Origin of the sequence: Sphaerospermopsis torques-reginae ITEP-024, from assembly GCF_019598945.1 — a bacterium.
GTDB lineage: Bacteria > Cyanobacteriota > Cyanobacteriia > Cyanobacteriales > Nostocaceae > Sphaerospermopsis.
Map to the genome: position 1 here is coordinate 3,925,467 of NZ_CP080598.1, position 19,667 is coordinate 3,945,133.

The 19,667-nt window shown below is 35.7% G+C and carries 27 protein-coding genes and 1 pseudogene; 11 read left to right on the forward strand and 17 right to left on the reverse strand.

The window, feature by feature from the left end; genetic code table 11:
* Nucleotides 1-84: 84 nt before the first annotated feature.
* Entirely contained in the window at nucleotides 85-1,413 is a 1,329-nt protein-coding gene (locus K2F26_RS24940) for a tetratricopeptide repeat-containing S1 family peptidase (protein WP_246605414.1), read from the forward strand.
* A 106-nt stretch (nucleotides 1,414-1,519) separates the two neighbouring features.
* On the opposite strand, the gene K2F26_RS18300 is transcribed toward K2F26_RS24940, so the two are convergent.
* From K2F26_RS18300 to K2F26_RS18330, 7 genes are all read right to left on the reverse strand, one after another.
* Nucleotides 1,520-1,753, reverse strand: a complete 234-nt coding sequence (locus K2F26_RS18300) for a hypothetical protein (RefSeq protein ID WP_220608936.1) — start codon at nucleotides 1,751-1,753, stop codon at nucleotides 1,520-1,522.
* Nucleotides 1,754-1,953: 200 nt separating this feature from the next.
* On the reverse strand, nucleotides 1,954-3,123 hold the full coding sequence (locus K2F26_RS18305) for a DNA cytosine methyltransferase (protein ID WP_220611941.1): 1,170 nt from the start codon (nucleotides 3,121-3,123) through the stop codon (nucleotides 1,954-1,956).
* 87 nt (nucleotides 3,124-3,210) lie between these two features.
* The gene (locus K2F26_RS18310) at nucleotides 3,211-3,786 is read right to left on the reverse strand and encodes a Uma2 family endonuclease (RefSeq protein WP_220608937.1); all 576 of its coding nucleotides are present in this window, start codon (nucleotides 3,784-3,786) and stop codon (nucleotides 3,211-3,213) included.
* Nucleotides 3,787-3,808: 22 nt separating this feature from the next.
* The gene (locus tag K2F26_RS18315; RefSeq protein WP_220608938.1) at nucleotides 3,809-4,021 is read right to left on the reverse strand and encodes a type II toxin-antitoxin system HicB family antitoxin; all 213 of its coding nucleotides are present in this window, start codon (nucleotides 4,019-4,021) and stop codon (nucleotides 3,809-3,811) included.
* On the reverse strand, nucleotides 4,005-4,271 hold the full coding sequence (locus tag K2F26_RS18320) for a type II toxin-antitoxin system HicA family toxin (RefSeq protein ID WP_220608939.1): 267 nt from the start codon (nucleotides 4,269-4,271) through the stop codon (nucleotides 4,005-4,007). The genes K2F26_RS18315 and K2F26_RS18320 overlap by 17 nt, the downstream gene beginning before the upstream one ends.
* Before the next feature lie 181 nt (nucleotides 4,272-4,452).
* A complete protein-coding gene (locus K2F26_RS18325; protein ID WP_220608940.1) occupies nucleotides 4,453-4,791 on the reverse strand; it encodes a type II toxin-antitoxin system HicB family antitoxin in 339 nt (112 codons plus the stop codon).
* A 50-nt stretch (nucleotides 4,792-4,841) separates the two neighbouring features.
* On the reverse strand, nucleotides 4,842-5,102 hold the full coding sequence (locus K2F26_RS18330) for a type II toxin-antitoxin system HicA family toxin (protein ID WP_220608941.1): 261 nt from the start codon (nucleotides 5,100-5,102) through the stop codon (nucleotides 4,842-4,844).
* A 225-nt stretch (nucleotides 5,103-5,327) separates the two neighbouring features.
* Here K2F26_RS18330 and K2F26_RS18335 point away from each other — a divergent pair, with 225 nt between their 5' ends.
* Genes K2F26_RS18335 through K2F26_RS25220 form a run of 3 tightly spaced genes read left to right on the forward strand, consistent with a single transcriptional unit; the run spans nucleotide 5,328 to nucleotide 6,036 of the window.
* Complete coding sequence (locus tag K2F26_RS18335) at nucleotides 5,328-5,570, forward strand: ribbon-helix-helix domain-containing protein (RefSeq protein WP_220608942.1); 243 nt, start codon at nucleotides 5,328-5,330, stop codon at nucleotides 5,568-5,570.
* Nucleotides 5,571-5,575: 5 nt separating this feature from the next.
* Complete coding sequence (locus tag K2F26_RS18340; RefSeq protein ID WP_220608943.1) at nucleotides 5,576-5,905, forward strand: type II toxin-antitoxin system RelE/ParE family toxin; 330 nt, start codon at nucleotides 5,576-5,578, stop codon at nucleotides 5,903-5,905.
* 8 nt (nucleotides 5,906-5,913) lie between these two features.
* Entirely contained in the window at nucleotides 5,914-6,036 is a 123-nt protein-coding gene (locus K2F26_RS25220) for a hypothetical protein (protein ID WP_302850025.1), read from the forward strand.
* Nucleotides 6,037-6,087: 51 nt separating this feature from the next.
* On the opposite strand, the pseudogene K2F26_RS18345 reads toward K2F26_RS25220, so the two are convergent.
* Nucleotides 6,088-6,333 (reverse strand): annotated as a pseudogene (locus tag K2F26_RS18345) (element excision factor XisH family protein); the annotation flags it as partial.
* Between the two features lie 8 nt (nucleotides 6,334-6,341).
* Nucleotides 6,342-6,473: a hypothetical protein gene (locus tag K2F26_RS25225; protein WP_302850026.1), complete on the reverse strand. Its 132-nt coding sequence runs from the start codon at nucleotides 6,471-6,473 to the stop codon at nucleotides 6,342-6,344.
* Nucleotides 6,474-6,577: 104 nt separating this feature from the next.
* Between K2F26_RS25225 and K2F26_RS18350 the strand changes: the two genes are divergently transcribed.
* A complete protein-coding gene (locus K2F26_RS18350) occupies nucleotides 6,578-6,877 on the forward strand; it encodes a BrnT family toxin (RefSeq protein ID WP_015212917.1) in 300 nt (99 codons plus the stop codon).
* Nucleotides 6,874-7,074: a phospholipase D-like domain-containing protein gene (locus K2F26_RS18355; RefSeq protein WP_220608945.1), complete on the forward strand. Its 201-nt coding sequence runs from the start codon at nucleotides 6,874-6,876 to the stop codon at nucleotides 7,072-7,074. Before K2F26_RS18350 ends, K2F26_RS18355 begins: the two co-directional genes overlap by 4 nt.
* Nucleotides 7,075-7,155: 81 nt before the next feature.
* Here the strand turns inward: K2F26_RS18355 and K2F26_RS18360 are convergent, their stop codons facing one another.
* Complete coding sequence (locus K2F26_RS18360; protein ID WP_220608946.1) at nucleotides 7,156-7,479, reverse strand: hypothetical protein; 324 nt, start codon at nucleotides 7,477-7,479, stop codon at nucleotides 7,156-7,158.
* 152 nt (nucleotides 7,480-7,631) lie between these two features.
* Here K2F26_RS18360 and K2F26_RS18365 point away from each other — a divergent pair, with 152 nt between their 5' ends.
* Nucleotides 7,632-8,141 (forward strand): heavy metal-binding domain-containing protein, encoded by a 510-nt coding sequence (locus tag K2F26_RS18365; RefSeq protein WP_220608947.1) that lies wholly within the window; start codon nucleotides 7,632-7,634, stop codon nucleotides 8,139-8,141.
* Nucleotides 8,142-8,284: 143 nt separating this feature from the next.
* A complete protein-coding gene (locus tag K2F26_RS18370; RefSeq protein ID WP_220608948.1) occupies nucleotides 8,285-9,430 on the forward strand; it encodes a DUF6602 domain-containing protein in 1,146 nt (381 codons plus the stop codon).
* Nucleotides 9,431-9,462: 32 nt separating this feature from the next.
* Here K2F26_RS18370 and K2F26_RS18375 read toward each other — a convergent pair whose 3' ends face one another.
* From K2F26_RS18375 to K2F26_RS18390, 4 genes are all read right to left on the reverse strand, one after another.
* Nucleotides 9,463-10,038 (reverse strand): Uma2 family endonuclease, encoded by a 576-nt coding sequence (locus K2F26_RS18375; RefSeq protein WP_220608949.1) that lies wholly within the window; start codon nucleotides 10,036-10,038, stop codon nucleotides 9,463-9,465.
* 124 nt (nucleotides 10,039-10,162) lie between these two features.
* Complete coding sequence (locus tag K2F26_RS18380; protein WP_220608950.1) at nucleotides 10,163-10,474, reverse strand: HigA family addiction module antitoxin; 312 nt, start codon at nucleotides 10,472-10,474, stop codon at nucleotides 10,163-10,165.
* Between the two features lie 74 nt (nucleotides 10,475-10,548).
* The gene (locus K2F26_RS18385; protein WP_220608951.1) at nucleotides 10,549-10,827 is read right to left on the reverse strand and encodes a type II toxin-antitoxin system RelE/ParE family toxin; all 279 of its coding nucleotides are present in this window, start codon (nucleotides 10,825-10,827) and stop codon (nucleotides 10,549-10,551) included.
* 66 nt (nucleotides 10,828-10,893) lie between these two features.
* Entirely contained in the window at nucleotides 10,894-14,880 is a 3,987-nt protein-coding gene (locus tag K2F26_RS18390) for a magnesium chelatase subunit H (RefSeq protein WP_220608952.1), read from the reverse strand.
* A 530-nt stretch (nucleotides 14,881-15,410) separates the two neighbouring features.
* On the opposite strand from K2F26_RS18390, the gene K2F26_RS18395 reads away from it, so the two are divergent.
* Nucleotides 15,411-17,582: a hypothetical protein gene (locus tag K2F26_RS18395; RefSeq protein WP_220608953.1), complete on the forward strand. Its 2,172-nt coding sequence runs from the start codon at nucleotides 15,411-15,413 to the stop codon at nucleotides 17,580-17,582.
* A 273-nt stretch (nucleotides 17,583-17,855) separates the two neighbouring features.
* Here the strand turns inward: K2F26_RS18395 and K2F26_RS18400 are convergent, their stop codons facing one another.
* Nucleotides 17,856-18,002, reverse strand: coding sequence for a hypothetical protein (locus tag K2F26_RS18400; protein ID WP_220608954.1), 147 nt, complete (start codon nucleotides 18,000-18,002; stop codon nucleotides 17,856-17,858).
* Between the two features lie 60 nt (nucleotides 18,003-18,062).
* Between K2F26_RS18400 and K2F26_RS18405 the strand changes: the two genes are divergently transcribed.
* Nucleotides 18,063-18,299: a hypothetical protein gene (locus K2F26_RS18405; protein ID WP_194055405.1), complete on the forward strand. Its 237-nt coding sequence runs from the start codon at nucleotides 18,063-18,065 to the stop codon at nucleotides 18,297-18,299.
* Nucleotides 18,299-18,583, forward strand: a complete 285-nt coding sequence (locus K2F26_RS18410; RefSeq protein ID WP_194055407.1) for a type II toxin-antitoxin system RelE/ParE family toxin — start codon at nucleotides 18,299-18,301, stop codon at nucleotides 18,581-18,583. The genes K2F26_RS18405 and K2F26_RS18410 overlap by 1 nt, the downstream gene beginning before the upstream one ends.
* 435 nt (nucleotides 18,584-19,018) lie before the next feature.
* Here K2F26_RS18410 and K2F26_RS18415 read toward each other — a convergent pair whose 3' ends face one another.
* Both K2F26_RS18415 and K2F26_RS18420 read right to left on the reverse strand, forming a co-directional pair.
* On the reverse strand, nucleotides 19,019-19,405 hold the full coding sequence (locus K2F26_RS18415) for a type II toxin-antitoxin system VapC family toxin (RefSeq protein ID WP_220608955.1): 387 nt from the start codon (nucleotides 19,403-19,405) through the stop codon (nucleotides 19,019-19,021).
* Nucleotides 19,389-19,658, reverse strand: coding sequence for a hypothetical protein (locus K2F26_RS18420; protein ID WP_220612023.1), 270 nt, complete (start codon nucleotides 19,656-19,658; stop codon nucleotides 19,389-19,391). Before K2F26_RS18420 ends, K2F26_RS18415 begins: the two co-directional genes overlap by 17 nt.
* Nucleotides 19,659-19,667: the final 9 nt, after the last annotated feature.

A 19,667-nucleotide genomic window follows, 5' to 3' on the forward strand; every position in this document is an offset into this window, starting at 1 on the left:
AGAACGGGTAAATTGTCTGAATCAGGAGGTTATTTTTAACTTTACCTGTCAGTATGGATTTAGACAAGTTCTATGGTGATGGATATGATCAAATTTACTTATAGTTTACCAGTAACTTTACTCTGTGCGTCTGTGGTGGTTGTTCAGTCACAAAGGGCGATCGCTTCTATTCCTCAGCAAGTTCGGGATATTGGTGATAAAATTACAGTTCGCATTGATGGTGCTAATGCTGGTTCGGGTATTATTATTAAAGGTGAAGGAAATACTTACACTGTTCTCACTTGTTGGCACGTAGTTGATAAGAGAGGAAATTATACTGTGAAAACCGGAAATGGTAAAACCTACCAAATTAATTACAGCACAGTTAAACGAATTGGTAAGATAGATTTGGCAGAGTTCCAGTTTACCAGTAATGAAAATTATCGTCCTGTGGAGATTGGTAACTCTAGTCAAGTGACTGCTGGGAGTACGGTTTATGCTTTTGGTTGGGCTGCACCTGACCAGGTAAGTAAGGGACGGGAATATGTGCCTTTAGAGACTACTGCCAGGGTGGTAAGTCAGCCTGTTGATGAGTATGCTTTGGTTTTAAGTAATATTGTTAAACCGGGAATGAGTGGGGGTCCGATTTTAGATGAACAGGGGCGTTTGATAGGGGTAAGTGGACTATCTACAATTGATGCGAGATTAGAAACAAGGGATTTTTTAGGGATTCCGATTGATACTTATAAACAGCTTGGATCACTATCAAGTATAAATCAGCAGGGGCAAAATTCCAATAAAAAACCAGTTACAGGCGTTTCTGTTTCGACAGGAACAACAAAGAAAGCCCAGGAACTGTTTAGGCAAGGTAACGATAAGTTTAATGAATCAGACTATCAAGGTGCAATAGATTTATATAACGAAGCTATTAGTCTTAATGCAAATTATTATAGAGCTTACATCAACCGAGGATCTGCCCGTGCAAATTTAGGAGATAAGCAGGGTGCAATCGCAGATTACAACCAAGCTATCAAGATTAATCCCAACAACTCCGATGCCTACAATAATAGAGGAGGTGTCCGTTATGAATTAGGAAATAAGCAAGGGGCGATCCAAGATTTCAACCAAGCCATCAAGATTAATCCCAACAACTCCGATGCCTACAATAATAGAGGAGGTGTCCGTTATGAATTAGGAGATAAGCAGGGGGCGATCGCAGATTATAGCCAAGCTATTAATATTAATCCTAACTTTGCTGAAGCCTACTATGGAAGAGGAATTGTCCGTTCTGATTTAGGAGATAGGCAAGCAGCCATAGCTGACTTACAGCAAGCTGCGCGTCTTTTTGAACAACAAGGAAGGAGAGCCGATTCTCAAAAAGCACAGATATTAATCAAAAGACTTTGGGGATTGTTTATGATTTTTGGATCTTGAGTACCTATTATGCCAAATATGAGCTTATTTACACCAAAGCCGTGATCAATCAAGAGTTTCATTATTTTTGATGCTAACAGAAATAAATATTGATAATTGAACAATTCTATTTACTATTAATTATCCTTTTATAAACTTCCCCAACTAACCAATCTGCAACCACCTTCTGAAAATCACTATCATTCATATAACGAGCAAAAATCCCTTCATTTTGATCAACTCTCTCCACAAACAGAGATTCTAACATCTGACTAAAAAGCAAGCCAAATTTATCAGCAGATTTCACCCGTACAGGTTGTTGTAATTCATCAGAATTTGCAGCAGTTTCTACAACCCACATTCCGCACTTCGTTTTGTAATATACTAAGACTACTTAACAGTACACTTGCCTTGTCTTTATATCCAGATTTTGCCAGTTCTGAAGCTAAAGCACTAAACGCGTTTTTTCTTACTTGTTTATTTTCAATTACGAGTATGTTACAGAAAATTGATAAAGCTTTTGCAGAATTGGCTACAAAATAGAAAATTGCTGATCTATACTTAAAAAAGTGATAATTGTTCGGCTATCTCTTTACCTTTAAATTTGTTTCCTTGAATTAAGTTAAAGAGATAACTACCAAGTTCTTTCGCAAGTAATACGGGAACTGCGTTACCAATTTGTTTATATTTAGAACTTACAGAACCATGAAAAATCCAATCATCTGGAAATGTTTGAATTCTTGCAGACTCCCGCACAGTTAAACAACGTAATTCTACAGGATGACACATATCTGTTGCTTTTTGATGGGGACTGGTAGTAATTGTTGGTGAAGGTTTATCCCAGGATAATCTTCTATAAAAACCGACTTTTCCACCTCCAGAATTATAAGCTCCTCCCATAGCTTCTTTTTTTAATTCTTCTGGTAAATGTCTCCAGTTTTGTCCAGCTTTTAATAATTTTAAATACTTTAAACGATTTTCTGAATAAGACATAAATTCTGGTTCTACATCAACTAAACCAGTTAAAGCATCTTTTAATGTTCTCCATTTAGGTAAAGTTTGACCATTTTTACAATATTGGGGAATAGGAAATGTAGGGGTTTCTCCATCTCTTGAACCAATAAATATGACACGCTCTCGATTTTGGGGAACTCCATAATCTGCTGCTTCTAAAAGATTGTAAACTACCTGATATCCTACTTCTTTCATTTCTGATAATACTACTTTTAAAGCAGCACCAGGCATCTCATCAGGTTCTAAAATAGGGTAATCTTTTCCACGTTGATTAATTGGCCGATGACGCAGTGGAGCAGAAAGCAAACCTTTAACATTTTCCATTAAGAAAAAACGTGGTTGAACTTCTTTAACAATACGAATAAAGTCCATAAATAAACTACCGCGAGGGTCCATCACAGAACCTCTTTTTCCTGCGGTACTAAATGGTTGACATGGTGGACCACCTGTAACTAAATCAACTTCTTGTGGTTGTAAAGCACGTCCTAAATTTAAAACTCTTCCTCCTTCTTCTAATAATTGTTGAGATGTGACATTTTGTATTTCTCTGGAAATTGCACTTTCTTGTAAAAATGGACGATTAAGAGCTATTGTTTTGACAGCATCACGGTCTTTTTCTACTACAGTTACAGTATGAAAACCTGCTTGTTCTAATCCTAAATCTAAACCATAAGCACCTGTAAATAATGAGATAGAAATAGCTTTACCATCTATCACGTTTATTAGTCCCAAAGAATTTCTAAATTCAAGTGTATCACTCTTTCATAATAGATAGATTAAATAATTGTAAATATTACCAAATCATTACCAAATTATCCCCAAATTCAAAACAAAACCCTTTAAAACATCTTCCCCCGAAACCGTAACAGGGGAATTTAAAACCTCAACCTCCTTACCTGGTCTATAAATTTCCACCTGATGAGATTTACGATTAATTAATAAACCCAAACGCACACCATTATCTATATATTCCCTCATCTTTTCCTGAGTAGTTTTCAAACTATCACTAGGAGAAAGTATCTCAATCACAAAATCAGGACAAATAGGAGGAAACTTTTCCTTTTTCTCATCACTTAAAGTATTCCATCTTTCTAACTTTATCCAAGCAGCACTAGGAGAACGAATAGCAGCATTTGGTAAAATAAAACCGACATCAGAACCAAAAACTATACCTTGTGATTTGTCATCGTTCCAATTTGCTAATTGAGCAGTTAAACCAGCATTAATATTACTGGATATACCACCCAATAAAGGTTTTAATATCAGACTACTATCAGGATTTCTTTCAATTTTGATTAATTCATTAATTTGACATAATTCAAAAAATTGATCATCAGTTAATTGAATTGATGTGGGTAGATACAGTGTTATATAATTCATAGAATCTGTCACCGATTCACTATTAAGCAGACATTAAATGCTGTGTAGGTTCAGGAATTTTTCGACCTAACTCTTGAGCAGTTTCTATCCATTCCTGCATAATAATTTCTATATTTTGCAGTGCTTCTTGATAAGTTTCTCCATCAGCAGTGCATCCCGGTAAATCTGGAACTTCTGCGATAAATGCTTGGTCTTCTTCACTCCAATAAATAATAATTTCATACCGTAGAGTCATCTTGACCTCCTAGCTGATATTTCAGTAAAACTTCACGGATTTGTTTAACTTGATATGTTTTGGCTTTTCCTTGTTTGGGTTGGAGATTCAAGATTTCTTCAACTCCTTCTTTTGTAAAAATGTGGTGACTACCACGAATTCTTTCATCAAATCCTAATTTGATTAATAGTTGACACAGTTGCTCAAAGGATATATTTGTATCAGATGCGCCTGATAGAATTTTAGCTAATAGTTTGTCTTGTTGACTCACAAGTTATGATTTTATTGCTTCAAATCTCTATAATCAACTATTTCGGCGATCGCACTTCTAAAACCTCAAAAGAGCGATCGCACTCCAAAAACCCCAAAACAGCGAACTGACAAGTCAGCGATTGCGCTATCGCACTTCCCCACATATCCAAACATACCTAAAAATTATAAAAATATTTAATCTATGCTTTTACTGATTTTTCAGCAGCATTAATTAGAACTTCATCCATCCAAGCATTAATACTTTTACCTGCTTTTTTAGCAGCGATAAAAATTTTACGATGATGTTCTGGAGTAGTTCTAAATGGTAGTTTACCAGAAAAAGGTTTATCCGCTTCTTCACCTAATTCTTCACAAAAAGCTAAATAACCATCTATAGAAGTCTGAAATTCTTGACGTGCTTCTTCTACGGTTTTCGCTTTAAAAGTAATTACATCATTAATATCAAGAACACGCCCAAAAAGTATTCCTGCTTCTACATCTACTTCAATTGATGCTGTATATCCTTTGTAAGTCAGCATAATTTTAATAATCCTCACTCAGTTTTGTTGTGGTTGATTTAACAATCTATTTATGGGTCAATTCCTGCTTTTATCAAAAATTCTCTCACTGATTTTACCGCTCCTTTATCGGTTTCTTTTTCTGGATGTGGTTCATGAAAATAACCTCTCACATCATTTAATTTAACTCTAACTCTTGAACCGCTTCTTTGACTAATATCAGCACCTAAAGCTATAAATAGACTTTCAATATCTTGCCAAATAATGTTTGCTGGTACAGGATTTGTAAAAATTAATTCTAAAGTTTTTCTTTGTTTATTATTAAGATTCATCCTTTTTTACTTTTAACAGAAGCTAATATATAAGATATCATAATATGATATCATGTCAAGAGACAACCTAAAGTTACGCTTTCAAAAGCGATACCTTCGGTGCGCTTCGCTACGCACTGCCAAAACCATAAAAGAGCGATACATTCGGTACACTTTGCTAACCCCTAAATCACCAGAAGAAAAAATGATAAGATACTAATAAAATTTTATTCCTATTAAAAACTTATGAATGTGAGTTTTCCAATACCAAAAGAACTGGAGTCTTATCTTGAAGTTCAACTTCAATCTGGCAATTATGATAATGTAGCGGACTATTTTTTGATGTTGTTGCAGCAAGATAAACAGCGTAAGGATGCTCAAGCAAAATTAACTAGTTTGTTGCAAGAAGGTTTGGACTCAGAAGCAGAACCTGTAACTCCTGAATATTGGCAGAATTTGCACCGATCAATCTTTGGTGCGGGGCAGTAGTGAGTATGGCTTTTCAGGTAATTGTTCGCAACCGTGCTACTCAAGATATCAGACAACAAGCAAATTATCTTTTGGTGAATGGCAATCGGGAATTAGGAGAAAAGTTTCTGGAGTTTGTTGAGTATGCTTTTGCTCAATTGGCGATAACTCCTAATATGGGTAAGGTTGTGTTGTCTTTGTCTGATATGGGAACAATTCGTCAGTGGCGGATTAAGAATTTTAACGACTATTTGATTTTTTATAAAGTTCAAGAGGAGAGGGTGGAGGTTCTACGGGTTTTGCATGGGGCGAGAGATTTAGAGGACTTATTACCATTTTTAGATGAGGAAGTTTAATTTTTTGATTGCACATCCCCACATATCCAAACAGCGAACTGCTTGCAGCAGCGCTTCGCTATCGCATATCCTCCACATCCCCAAACGCGATCGCACCCCAAAACCTCAAAAGAGCGATCGCTGATTTATAAGAAGAAATAATTGTTTTTTTGTTAACCTGATTTTCTCGTGTTAGGTTGTTAGTATCTGGTAAATTGTCCTAATGCTGTGTCAAATTCAGAAATAGCGGAAGATTTCTCTAAGAAAATTTTTACTTCTACTGCTATTTTTTGTCCTTTACGTTCTGCACCAATCAGCTTTTCTGCGGCTAAATCAATAGAAAGATTAACTCCTCCTACGTTAATTGTAAGTTGGTCATTTGTAATTTGCCAACCATCTTTTTGTAAGGCTATTTTGACAACTTCATGAAAAACATCTTTAGCTGACATACATATCATTATATTGCTGATTCTATAATTAGAGTACCAAAAAATGATTGCACTTCCCAAACCTTCCAACCAGCGATCGCACCTCCAAACTCTCTAACAGCGATACCTTCGGTAAGCTTCGCTAACGCACTCCCCAACATCTCCCAACAGCGAACCTACAGTAAGCCACCACTAACGCTGTCAAAGTATAAAATTATGATATAATCATGGTGTAAACTTATTTAATTTTCTGTAATTTATAAATTTGCGTTATAATTTTGATTGGAATCCAGCAAAAGAAAAACAGAATATTCGTAAACATCAAATCAATTTTCGGTTAGCCTCAACTGTTTTTCGTGATCAATATCAATTAAGTTTATATGATGAGGAACATAGTGATTATGAAGACAGATGGATTACTATAGGTTTAGATGAAACAGGTATTTTAAGGGTTGTTATTCATACTTTTGAACAAACAGATGAAGATTCTTGTTTGATTCGTATTATTTCAGCACGAAAAGCAACTTTTAATGAACAGCAATATTATCAAGGAAGAAAACTATGAAAGCAGAATATGATTTTTCACAAGCTGAACAAGGTAAGTTTTATCATCCTGATGCAACGTTTCATTATCCGATTTACCTTGAACCAGATGTTGATAATTTTTTCAAAAAAATCGCTCAAGAAAAAAATATTGATGTGCAAATTTTAGTCAATGAATGGTTGAGAAATAATATTAAATTAATTGAAAGTATTCAGTAAAAGCAATAAAAGCGATCGCACTCCCCAAACCTCCAAACAGCGATACCTTCGGTGCGCTTCGCTACGCACTTCCCCACATCCTCAAACAGTGATCGCACATCCTCCACATCCCCAAACGCGATCGCATCCCAAACACCCCCCAACAGCGATCGCACCTCTAACACGCTCAACAAGCGATCGCACCTCCACATCCCCCAAAAGCGATCGCACTCCGAACATCCCCAAACCCACAAACAGCGATCGCACTTCCAAAACCCCAAATAGCGATCGCATTTCCCCCAAACTCCCAACCAGCGATCGCACCCTCCAAACCCCCAAAAAGCGATCGCACTCCCAAAACCCCAAAAGAGCGATCGCATCCTCTAAACCCCAAAAAGCGATCTCACTCCCAACATCCCAATACAACGATCACACCCCAAACACCCGCAAAAAGTGATCGCACTTCCCCAAAACCAATTAATTTTGCATAATTACTTATTTCAGTAAGAGCAACTTGTTCAAGGTAAAAACATCATATAATTACTCTCATAACTTAATTTATTAACTTGCAGTGAATCATGGACATTATTATTGCCACTGGAGATATCAAAGAAAAATATGACATTTTAGAAGCAATTTTTGCTTTAGATAGTCATACTGAAGGTTTTCTGTCTTCTGCAAATCCAGGACGAGCTTTTGATGGAGTAAAACAACAATTACGTCAAATTTGTAAATCTTTAGGTGGTGATGCAGTAATTAATTGTCAATTTGAGTATCGTGTAGCCTTAGCAGATGGTTTTTTAGGTAAAAAGCAAGCATTTGAAATATTTGCATACGGAACAGCAGTGAAAATTAAAAAATCACCGCAAGAGAAAGCTTCTGAAGTAGTTAATTATTTGATGGCTGATTCTAAAAAGATGGATGATTTTTGGAATAATTTAGTTGCATCAGGTGCAATACAACCAAGTGAGGATTTAACAAGATACGAACAATTACGTAAATATCTGGAAGAAGATTTTCATTTAAAGGAAATCAAAAAGAGAAATTTAGCGGAGTGGTATAGAGAAATAGATAGCTATTTTAAATAAGTTTATTTAATATGTTGGAGATTAATATAAGGTATGTATTTCCTTGCTTGATAAATCAAACATATTTACTACCTTATATTAATATTTATAGTGTAGAATAGTTTTTGGATAATTATTTGTAACGTTGTCAACAGTAAATAAATATGGATGTACAATCTATTTTTAGAATCCTATCTCAAAGGCTATTAGGAGAGTTTGATATATCATCACAGATGAATCATCATGGCACAAAAGGAGATTTTAGAGAAGATGGTATTAGATCGTTTTTAGAAGATTGTAAACTTCCATCAAAATATGCAATAGGGTCTGGATTAGTTATTAGTCCATTAGGGGAACAATCTAATCAATGCGATTTAATAATTTATGATAGAGATAAGTGTCCTTCATGGATCTCTAGTAAACGAATACAAGTTTTTCCAATTGAAGGCATATATGGTATAATAGAGGTAAAGTCTAAATTAACCAAGCATGAGTTATATGATGGTTTGCATAAGATAGAAAATTTTAGGAAAATGCTTACCAATAACTGCTTCAGTGTGCCATTTGGAATTATTTTTGCATATAAACTCAAAGATAACTCGCTAGATTCTTTAAGACAAAATTTAATAGATTATCAGAGAACTAAACCTATTTGGTGTCGTCCCAATTTAGTAGTAGTTTTAGAAGAAGGAATCATATTTCAAGGATATCAAGGATACAAAAACAAACCAATTCTAAAATTAGAAGATTTTGAAGAAAAATATATTCCCATAGGAATTTCTTACAAAAAGGATACTTTATTTGAATTTTATGCAGCTTTGTTTTCACTACTATCTTCTATGCGATTAGGAAATTTAGATATTAGGAATTATAAAGTTAGAAATTATAAAGATTTACAGAGTCAAGTAGGAGAATTTTTGGTTAGAAATCATGTTTTTGAAATCCAAAATAACAAAATTTATAGTTTAAGTGAATCTTTCATTAAGAGAGTTTATGAATATTGTCAGAAAGAAGATCAAAAGACTCTAGAAGAAATTCTTCTTCTATCTGGACCAGCTATTGAATACACTTTATGGGATAAAGAACAATTGTTATCTACAGGTTACTATTATAATCCTGAAGACTTACCAGGTATACACCAAGTCAAAGAACCTTATAGATTAAATGAACAGGGAGTACCTATCTTTCATCCAAGAATGAATGTTCCATTTAAATGTGTTGAAATTAATGGAGAATTATACTATTATCCAGAAGCTTATGTACTAGATGATGTGACAAATAATTTAACAGAATTGGAAATTAAAAACTAATTGAAAAAACAATTTTTGTTATACATAATAAACTACCAAATCATCCCCAAATTCAAAACAAAACCCTTTAAAACATCTTCCCCCGAAACCGTAACAGGAGATTCCAAAACCTCAACCTCCTTACCAGGTCTATAAATTTCCACCTGACGAGATTTACGATTAATTAATATACCCAAACGCACACCATTATCTATATATTCCCTCATCTTTTCCTGTGTAGTTTTCAAACTATCACTAGGAGAAAGTAACTCAATCACAAAATCAGGACAAATAGGAGGAAACTTTTGTTTTTCCTCATCAGTTAAAGTATTCCATCTTTCTAACTTTATCCAAGAAGCATCAGGAGAACGGTCTGCACCATTTGGTAATTTAAAACAGGTAGAAGAATCAAAAGCTATTCCTGTACCATCAACATCAGTCCAATTAAATAACTGTTGATTTAGTCTACCATTACGATTTCCCGTTTCCCCTCCCGTTGGTGGCATAATAATTAAATCCCCATTAGCTGTTCTTTCAAATCTCAATTCTCGGTTATTTTGACATAGCTGAAAAAACTGATCATCAGTCATATCTATCACTGATTTTAAATTGACAGTTAAAGCATTCATAGTCATACCCTCAAGAAATATTAAGGAAATAATTTTAACTATCTCATATCCAAATCTATACCATTAATCCTATTTTTTAGATATTGGTATAGTATATTTAACAAATCTTAAATATTGCTAATTCTTAAACCAAAGTCATAACTTTATTATATTCTTCCTGATGACTTTCCAAAGCATCCCAAACATCAACCTTTTGCTGAAGATTTAACCATAATCTTGGTCCATTACCTAAAGCTTTCCCAAGACGAATGGCAATATCTACTGTAATTGATTTTTCACCATTAATAATTTCTTGAATTGTTTGATGAGATACTCCTAAAACTTCGGCAAAATCGTTATAATTTACTTCTAAATCATCTAAAATATCGGCAATTACTTCACCTGGATGTATTGGTCTTGCTAATCTCTCATCAGTAATATTTTGCCAATTATTCATAGTTAATACTCCTTGATAATTTGGTGAAATTTATTTAACAATTTTCAACTATTTACTACTATGTTAACACAACATTAATGATAGTCTTCTAAATTAACATCATAAGCCTCACCATCTTCAAATTTAAAAGTTATTCGCCAGTTTCCTGATACCTTAATAGACCAAGTTCCTTTTCTATCTCCTTTTAATTCATGTAAATCATATCCCGGTAATCTAATATCATCTACAATTAAAGCTGAGTCTATAACTTCTAATCTAATTCTAATTTTCTTTTCTAAATTTGCGGGAACTCCTTTATTAAAATTTTCTTTAAACAGACTTTCTAAGGATTTATTTTTAAATGTTTGAATCATCTATTTTTTATTGGTTAATTTTATCTCATTATTAAGGAGGCAGGTAAAAAACCTGCCCATCTAATCCTATTCTATACCCTCAATCCGATTTTCCACCTCCTGATACAACTCCCGTAACCGATCCAAATTCTCCTCACTTGTCTCCCAATAACCGCGACCATTGACTTCCAACAAAGTAGAAACAATCTTGCGGAAAGAATGAGGATTCAAATTCATCAGACGTTTCTGCATTTCCTCATCTTTAATAAACGTCTCATTCGTCTCCTCATAAACCCAGTTATCCACAGCGCCCGCAGTTGCACTCCAACCAGTAGTATTCACCAACCGCTTAGACAGTTCCCGCACACCTTCATAACCGTGTGATAACATCCCCTCATACCATTTGGGGTTTAACAACTTCGTCCGCGCATCTAAACGCACTGTTTCCGATAAACTTCTCACCTGTGCATTCGCAGTAGTGGTATCTGCAATGTAAGATGCAGGTTTCTTTCCATCTGTACGCAGACTTGCAACTAATTTTGTGGGATCTGAATCAAAATAATGAGACACATCCGTTAAACTAATTTCCGAAGAATCAAGGTTTTGGAAAGTTGCGTCAGCAGTTTTCAACGTTGTTTCAAAAATCTGCCGTGACTCATCCATTACCCCTGGGTTATCAGAATTGAAGGAGAAAGACTTGCGTTTCAAATACATTTCTTGCAATTCCGCTTCACTATCCCAAGTGCTATTTTCTACCGCCAAGTTAATATTAGAAGAATAAGAACCAGAAGCATTAGAAAATACACGGGTTGCAGCTTGACGCAGATTAATTCCCATCTCCTCCGCTTGCTGTAAAGCGTGTTTCCGCACATAGTTCATTTCCAAGGGTTCATCAGCTTCAGCGGCCATTTTCACACCTTGATCCAGTAAATTCATCTGGTTGATGAACAGGTCGCGGAATACACCAGAACAGTTAATTACTACGTCAATTCTCGGACGACCCAATTCTTCTAAGGGTATCAATTCCAACTTGTTCACCCGTCCCAAAGAATCGGGAACAGGACGCACTCCCACCATCCACATAATTTGTGCCAGGGATTCCCCGTAGGTTTTGATGTTATCTGTACCCCAGAGGACACAGGCGATAGTTTCTGGCCAGTTTCCACCATTTTCCGCCTTGTTGCGTTCTAACAGCCGATCAACGACGATTTTCGCAGACTGTACCGCCGCAGTGGTAGGAATAGATTGGGGGTCTAAAGCGTGTATATTTTTACCTGTGGGCAATACGTCAGGATTACGGATGGGGTCGCCACCGGGTCCGGGTAAAATATATTCACCTTCCAATCCTTGCAATAAACCACCGAGTTCGTTATCTGCACATACTTGTTTTAAGCAAAATTCCAAATACTCAAACAAGGGTTTTAATGCAGAGGTGTCCACGTTGTTAAAACCTGACTGATACAGAGATTCTACCCAAGGTTCTTTTTTACCCATGTTAAAGAAGTTCAACTTGGATACTAAGGAAACTCGACCTTCTGCATCAATTTGTTCTTGTACTAAAGCTGCTACAGCCGCACGGGTAGCCATTGTAATGTCTTGTAACAATTGCACATCGGCTAAAATGCCTTTATCACTGTTGCGGTAAATTTCCTCGATGTTGCGGCCTATGCTGTTAGCAATGATGGAGGGTAAACCGAGTATACCTTCTTCTTGCCGATCTAAACTGGCAATATTCACTAAAGTGGCGATCGCTTCTTCCGCAGAAGGTGGTTTACCGATGATATGCAACCCGCAAGGTAACAAGCGAGATTCAATTTCCATTAACTTGCGATAAACAATACCGACGATATTATCCCGTTCTTCAGAGGACATATCCTTAGCATCGGTTTCGGGCAGGTCAATATCTTTATCCAAGTTCACAATCCGGCATTTGTCAACGATCGCATTAACAATGGAAACTCCCCGGCCGCTATCTTTCAAAGTTTGGTAAGAACCTATCAACTCACTGAGTTCTTTCAAACCCTTGTATAAACCAGCATTTTCCGCAGGTGGAGTTAGGTAAGAAATTGTTTCTGCATAACTGCGACGTTTAGCAATTGTCGCTTCACTGGGGTTATTCGCTGCGTAATAATACAGATTGGGAATTGTACCAATTAGTTGATCTGGGTAACAGTCTCCAGACATCCCCATCTGTTTACCAGGCATAAACTCTAATGAGCCGTGTGTACCAAAATGTAAAACGGCATCAGCACCCCAAATTCTTTCTAAATAGGTATAGAAAGCGGCGAAACCATGATGAGGACTAGCGGAACGGGAGAATAATAAGCGCATGGGATCGCCTTCATAACCGAAGGTGGGTTGAACACCAATGAAGACGTTACCGAAATGCTTACCATATACAAGTAAGTTTTGTCCGTCGCTGTTTAAGTTTCCTGGTGGTGGTCCCCAGTTTTCTTCTAAGCGTTGGGAGTATGGTGTCAGTGCTTCATATTCGGGTACTGACATTTTGTAAGCGATGTTGAGTTCAGGACTTGCATATTGCGCTTGTGCGTCGTGGATGACTTGTTCCATCAACTCTTTCGCAGTTTCGGGGATGTCGCGCACATCGTAACCGTTGTTTCTCAGTCCTTTGAGAACTTCATGGATAGAACCAAATACGTCTAAATATGCCGCAGTTCCCACGTTTCCTTTATCGGGGGGGAAGCTGAAAACGGTGATGGCGACTTTTTTGATTAATTTGGGTTTGCGGCGTAAACTTGCCCATTTTAAGGCGCGTTGGGCAACAATTTCTACACGGTCTTGTAAGGCGATCGCTCTACCTGTTGCCCCATCTTTACCGGATAGGATAATAGGTTCAATTGCTCCGTCTAGTTCGGGTATAGCAATCTGTAAAGCCACTTGAATCGGATGTAACCCCAAATCGCTATCCAGCCATTCTTCGGTGGTTTGGAAGACCAAAGGCAATGCCACCATGTAGGGACGGTTTAATTTTTTTAATGCTTCGATAGCTTTGGGATGGTCTTGTCTAGCAGGTCCACCCACTAAAGCAAATCCAGTTAAGGAGATAACCGCATCAACTAGGGGTAATCTGGTTGTAGGTTCATAGAAATAAGCATCTACAGGTTTAGAGAAATCCAAACCACCAGCAAATACAGGGAGAACTTTTGCACCTAAAGATTCTAATTCCTGGACAATGGCGACATAATGTGCATCATCTCCGGTAACTAGGTGGGTACGTTGTAAAACCAAACCAACGCAAGGTGCGAGGGGGTCTTTGAGATTTCGGGAAATATCCCTGCGGACAGAATACCAGTTCAGATATTCTCGCACATCTTCAAACATATTTGGCGCTAAGGGATGCCAAATACCCATGTCAGGATAAACTACTGGTGCTTGATAGTCAGCAGCAGCTAATTTTTGTTTATCTTCCCCTTTTAAGACGTATTTATCAGCCAGCATCAGCAGGAAGTTTTCCAGGTTTTCTGCTGAACCACCTAACCAATACTGAAAACTGAGCATGAAGTTTCTCGCGTCTTGTGCTTTTTCCATTGGGAGGAATTTCAGCACTTGGGGAAGGGTACGCAAGAGCTTTAACATTCCATCTTGGAAACCAGCGCCAGATTTCTCTTTACGCTTTTTCATGAAGTTGGCAATGACGCTCTTAGATTGTCCCAACTGCGCCAATGAGAAGCTACCCATTTTGTTAAGGCGCATAACTTCTGGCATGGAGGGGAAAACAACCGCTACATCGAAGTTATCGCGGTGGGGTTCGACTGCTGCGACGAGTTTCTGCGCTAGGTCTTCAATAAATATCAGGGAAGCGATAAATATATTAGCACTGGCTATATCGCGTTTGAAATCTTCATAGTTTTCCGAGTCACGCAGTTCCTCAATTAAGTAACCACTAATTTCAATGGCCACGCTGGGATGGTTGGCGTTAATTTCCCGTACTGCTTGAGATAAAGAACTTTGATATTGAGACTCCAGCACAACATAAACGACTTTAATCAGATTGCGTCCGCGTAGGTCGTCAGGTGCAATATGTCTAATTGTGGACTTGACCTGGGTGAACATTCAGATAAGCTCCTTTGCAGCGTGTTCTCTACTGGAAGTTAACTTCCATTTTCTTCGGCAATTAAGAGTTTTGTACCAGAAAACTCTGTGTCAGTGGGGGTTTTCTCCCTGAACTGAAACAAAATGATATAAAAAACGTAATCATTATTGATAAATCTTAACAATTTAGCAAGGTTTTCTCAGATGTTTGTAATTTCTATTTACATAAGCGATTGGTTATTTAACTATATGGTTGTTTTATGAGTACAGGGCGGTATAGGAACGAACCACGTTCGCGTAGCGTCCGGTAGGGATAGGGACGAAGGACACGAAGGAAGAAGAGAAACCCAGAGGAGCAGTCTATTTTTTTAAATCCCTAGACATATTTTTAAGTATCATTTATTATGATTATGTGTTATGTCTGTTAAATTTCCTTCTCCATTAGCGTCAAGCCGACTACATAGGGTAAATTCTTGTAATAAGAAGAATTTTGATATCTGGACTGCTCTACTAATAGTGGACGACCGACTTATAATTAAGGGTGCAATATTATGCAACGCCAAAAGCAACTATCCACAATACGCAATTTTCTATTGTTCTATATAGGGGCAACTGTAATTATCATTGTCTTTGGATATTTAGTAGGAAGTTATAGAGAAATAGAAGAATATAAAAAAATAACTTCGTGGTATGAAAAACTGGACGATAAGAGTTCAAGTGAATTATCTGAATTTATCCAAAAAGCTCAACAAAAGCTAGAATCAGATTTTATATTAAAGATATCAAATCCAAACCTAACAAGAGTTGACGATATACATAAAAAAATAATTATTGGACAGATTGGACAGAATAGACCAGGAGATGCCTCAGATAATTCTGCTAAGTGGGAAATAAAGAAAGGAGAGACAGTAACAGCAGTTTATTATGGTTATGTAGGCGCAAGTAATTTTAGTGGTAAACCTCTGGCTAGTGAAACGACAATAAACACAGTAAAAACAGATCAAGTTTTTCTGAAATTTGCGGATAAAGTCATTGATATTGTTAATGAAGTTTTTAAAACAAACTCCAATAAAGAAAAGGATTTAAATAGTTTTACTAAGGCTGTCATGATGTATTTAGGAGGTGATGATAAATATATAAAATCAATGCCTTATTTGAGAATTAATAATATTTACATCACTAACCTGAGAACAGGTTTCCTGCTATCATATCCATTAACTGATACAAACTATGAACAAAATGTAGATGTAGATTTTAAGAAGAGAGAGTGGTTTACAGCTACTCCAAATGGTACTGCTACTTTTAATAAGGAAAATCCAAAAACAGGACTTACTGATGTTTACATAGATATCAACGATAGAAACGCTATGAGAACATTATTTTACACATTCAAAGATGATCAAGAACAAGAGTATATCTTATGTATTGATTTATTTATTGATAAAAGTAGTGAATTTTCATCAAAATCAAGTCTAGATTTAGTAAAACAATATGTGATCTCAGGATTATATCTAGAGGAAGATAATAATCCTTGGTTATTTCTAATTCTTTACAGCCTGATTTTAGCTGTATTTCTGTTTTTAGTTTATGAAATGAAAGCTAAATATATTTTGCTAAGAATGTTGAATTTTAATGTAAATAACTTATCGAAAATAAAAGTAGAACGCAATCCAAGGACACCATATAACGCTAGTTCCAATATAGCAGCAGTCAAGATTACTATTACAGGAATGACTGGACAAAAAAATGAGAGTGAAACATCAACAGAAGCAGGATGGAAAATTGACTTTAATCAGTTACAAGCTAATGTTGGAATCAAACAAACAAAGACTCAGCAACGAGAATTTGCTTATAATTATGAATTAAGTAATGAATATAATCTGGATATTACACAGCAGAATCTTACATATAGACGTGTTGAAACTTGGGAGGTTAAGTTTACTGCAAGTAATAAATTATTCAATCAAACAATAGGACATTTTGTGGTGACATGGAAAGCTAGTGATACTGAAAAACTTCACGAATTGCTAGAGATCAAGTCTGTATATTGGGAAAAAGATTATGAAAGTTATTTGGATAGTATTAAATTACAATTGCGAGAACATTTATTAACCAGTGACGCTGAAGAATTAGTACCTGTTATGGATACTAATTACAGCATACATCAAAATATACCTCAACTTATCAGACAAACAGAGAGTCTTAAAAAATTAGTACATAACAGTTTGTATTTAAAAGAAGGGAGAATTGCTTTCTCAGAGATTCAGACTTTACAGGAAGTATATCAATCTAAAGATGTTGAAGTAAAAGCAATATGTACTATAGATTTTTTAAAAAATTTATCAGATAATCAACTACAGGATTTCTTTAGAGTAAAAGTCGGAAAAAGATATTTTATAGAATATAAAGACAATGAATTTAGAGATTTCTACAATAAAATTTCAGAGAATAATGTTAAAGATATTTTAAAAAATTCTAACTTACAAATTATAGTTTACACTCCAGATCAGGTAATAATTGGTGGCAAGGATGATTTCTGTGTTATTTCAATCCAAGGTACTCCTAAATTTATAGCTTACAGCTTTACAGACGATAAATACCACAATATTGGTTGGATAAGTTGGCGAGGAGTAGATGTTCAATTTTACGACGAATTATATAAAGCTAAAATTGCTCAAGAAGGCACAATTCAAAACATCACAAACTACTTAGGTAATATATGAAAGGTATGAGAATTAGTGATAGCTTATCAAAGTGTGGTAATTTTACAGATTAATCAATAATCAAGAATTGGTTTGTAGTCAGTTAGGGATGAAATTGTCAGAATCAGGATAACCAGGATTAAAGGATTTACAGGATGTTATTTAATAATTGTTGGTGAAAAATCGGGTATTGTATTATTTTATTTACCATCATCCAAAAAAATACAGCATTCACTATCAACAAATAACCAAACAATTACATCCTGTACATCCTCAAATCCTGGACATCCTGATTCAGACAAAATAATCCGCGTTCATCTGCGTTCTCCCCTGAATCAAGAAAAAATAGGCGATAGTAAAAAGTAGGCGATCGCTCTTTTTATGTGCGAAATGAGTTAAGCGATCGCTGTTTGGGGATAAGTTGGGAGTGCGATATTTCATTATTAGCAAAGCTACAAGAGAAATACTAAAATAAATAAAGTAATTCAGTTGAGAGCATTTATGCAACAAACTAACACATTTGAAGAAGTTCTCAATCTAGTGACTGACCTACCACTTGATCAACAAGAACTACTAATTAGTATCCTACAACGTCGAATAGCTGATATGCGACGAAAAGAATTAGCAAGTTCATCACAGGAAGCACTAGCTGAATTTAGAACTGGTAATCTTAAACCTCAAACCGCAACTGAAGCGATCACTGAATTAAGAACTTACTTAAATACTAATGAAACATAATGAGAAAACTAGTTCTTACTTCTCGCTTCAAGCGATCCTTGCGAAAATTCATCAAACATGATCAGAATTTACAAGCACGTATTGAGGAAACATTACAGCAAATGGAAACAGATTTATTTGCTGCTAACCTTGCTACCCATCAGTTAAAAGGTGAATTTGATGGTTTACGTGCTTGTTCCTGTGGATATGACTGTCGGATTATTTTCTCCATCGAAAAAGATGATGAAACTGGTGAAGAAATAGTGGTTCTTTTAAACATAGGTTCTCATGATGATGTCTACTAAAGAAGAAGTCGGGAATCTTAAACCCAGTTTATAATCTTCTTTGCGTCCTCTGTGTCTGGAGTGGTTCATTATTTCTTCAACTAGGAAAATTACAGATTAATCAATAATCAAGAATTGGTTTGTAATCAGTTAGTAATGAATTTGTCAGAATCAGGATAACCATAATTAAAGGATTTTCAGGATATTATTTAATAATTGTTGGTGAAAAATTGGGGATTATTTTGTTTACCATCATTCATACAAATACAATATTAACCACCAACAAACAAATTAACAATTACATCCTGTACATCCTCAAATCCTGGACATCCTGATTCAGACTATTTACCATCATCCAGAAAAATACAACATTCACTATCAACAAATAACTAAAAAAAAAATTACATCCTGTACATCCTCAAATCCTGGACATCCTGATTCAGACAGTCAATAATCCTATAACCTTTGATATGGTTGAACTGTGATTAAACCTGGAATAACAGCATAATGCTTAACATTAAATGTATGTAATGGTAAACCGAAAGCGATTGATGTTTGACCTATCAAAGCATCAATTAATCCCAAATTATGACTCAGATGATAATTTGCAAATACTTCTAATGCTTGATCACAAGTTTCAGGTGTTGGCCAAATTACTTCAACATTAGCAATAAATTTCTTAATTTCCTGCAATTCCAACTTATTTTTACATCCTTGCATCAATTCCATCGCTACATAACCAGGTAAAGCAATTTCTTCATCTCCTAAAGAACTTAACCAAATAATTGCAGGTGGATATTTACGCAGAAAATCAATAACAATATCACTATCTAGGAGAATCATAATCTCTCCTTTGGGACTGTTCACGTAACTGACGAGCGTAAACAAGACTATCTGTAATATCGTCCCTTTCTTCCCATAAACCTATCACACTCGAATCAAGTAACTCACGAGCAGTTAATACTTTTTTCTTTGAAAGTAGGGGAGATGATAGCACAATTACCTCTACAATAGTTCCCTCTGGTAACTCAGTTGTAGGTAATTCAATTTTGCCATTTTTACCAACGGTTGCTTTTTGTTTAATTCCAGTAATCATAATTTATAT

What these genes read in the sequence shown, in the direction of transcription:
- K2F26_RS24940 (WP_246605414.1), top strand. Translation starts at nt 85, where the DNA reads ATGATCAAATTTACTTATAGTTTACCAGTAACTTTACTCTGTGCGTCT.
- K2F26_RS18300 (WP_220608936.1), bottom strand. Translation starts at nt 1,753, where the DNA reads ATGTGGGTTGTAGAAACTGCTGCAAATTCTGATGAATTACAACAACCT.
- K2F26_RS18310 (WP_220608937.1), bottom strand. Translation starts at nt 3,786, where the DNA reads ATGAATTATATAACACTGTATCTACCCACATCAATTCAATTAACTGAT.
- K2F26_RS18315 (WP_220608938.1), bottom strand. Translation starts at nt 4,021, where the DNA reads ATGACTCTACGGTATGAAATTATTATTTATTGGAGTGAAGAAGACCAA.
- K2F26_RS18325 (WP_220608940.1), bottom strand. Translation starts at nt 4,791, where the DNA reads ATGCTGACTTACAAAGGATATACAGCATCAATTGAAGTAGATGTAGAA.
- K2F26_RS18330 (WP_220608941.1), bottom strand. Translation starts at nt 5,102, where the DNA reads ATGAATCTTAATAATAAACAAAGAAAAACTTTAGAATTAATTTTTACA.
- K2F26_RS18335 (WP_220608942.1), top strand. Translation starts at nt 5,328, where the DNA reads ATGAATGTGAGTTTTCCAATACCAAAAGAACTGGAGTCTTATCTTGAA.
- K2F26_RS18340 (WP_220608943.1), top strand. Translation starts at nt 5,576, where the DNA reads ATGGCTTTTCAGGTAATTGTTCGCAACCGTGCTACTCAAGATATCAGA.
- K2F26_RS25225 (WP_302850026.1), bottom strand. Translation starts at nt 6,473, where the DNA reads ATGTTGGGGAGTGCGTTAGCGAAGCTTACCGAAGGTATCGCTGTTAGA.
- K2F26_RS18355 (WP_220608945.1), top strand. Translation starts at nt 6,874, where the DNA reads ATGAAAGCAGAATATGATTTTTCACAAGCTGAACAAGGTAAGTTTTAT.
- K2F26_RS18365 (WP_220608947.1), top strand. Translation starts at nt 7,632, where the DNA reads ATGGACATTATTATTGCCACTGGAGATATCAAAGAAAAATATGACATT.
- K2F26_RS18370 (WP_220608948.1), top strand. Translation starts at nt 8,285, where the DNA reads ATGGATGTACAATCTATTTTTAGAATCCTATCTCAAAGGCTATTAGGA.
- K2F26_RS18375 (WP_220608949.1), bottom strand. Translation starts at nt 10,038, where the DNA reads ATGAATGCTTTAACTGTCAATTTAAAATCAGTGATAGATATGACTGAT.
- K2F26_RS18380 (WP_220608950.1), bottom strand. Translation starts at nt 10,474, where the DNA reads ATGAATAATTGGCAAAATATTACTGATGAGAGATTAGCAAGACCAATA.
- K2F26_RS18385 (WP_220608951.1), bottom strand. Translation starts at nt 10,827, where the DNA reads ATGATTCAAACATTTAAAAATAAATCCTTAGAAAGTCTGTTTAAAGAA.
- K2F26_RS18390 (WP_220608952.1), bottom strand. Translation starts at nt 14,880, where the DNA reads ATGTTCACCCAGGTCAAGTCCACAATTAGACATATTGCACCTGACGAC.
- K2F26_RS18395 (WP_220608953.1), top strand. Translation starts at nt 15,411, where the DNA reads ATGCAACGCCAAAAGCAACTATCCACAATACGCAATTTTCTATTGTTC.
- K2F26_RS18400 (WP_220608954.1), bottom strand. Translation starts at nt 18,002, where the DNA reads ATGAAATATCGCACTCCCAACTTATCCCCAAACAGCGATCGCTTAACT.
- K2F26_RS18405 (WP_194055405.1), top strand. Translation starts at nt 18,063, where the DNA reads ATGCAACAAACTAACACATTTGAAGAAGTTCTCAATCTAGTGACTGAC.
- K2F26_RS18410 (WP_194055407.1), top strand. Translation starts at nt 18,299, where the DNA reads ATGAGAAAACTAGTTCTTACTTCTCGCTTCAAGCGATCCTTGCGAAAA.
- K2F26_RS18415 (WP_220608955.1), bottom strand. Translation starts at nt 19,405, where the DNA reads ATGATTCTCCTAGATAGTGATATTGTTATTGATTTTCTGCGTAAATAT.
- K2F26_RS18420 (WP_220612023.1), bottom strand. Translation starts at nt 19,658, where the DNA reads ATGATTACTGGAATTAAACAAAAAGCAACCGTTGGTAAAAATGGCAAA.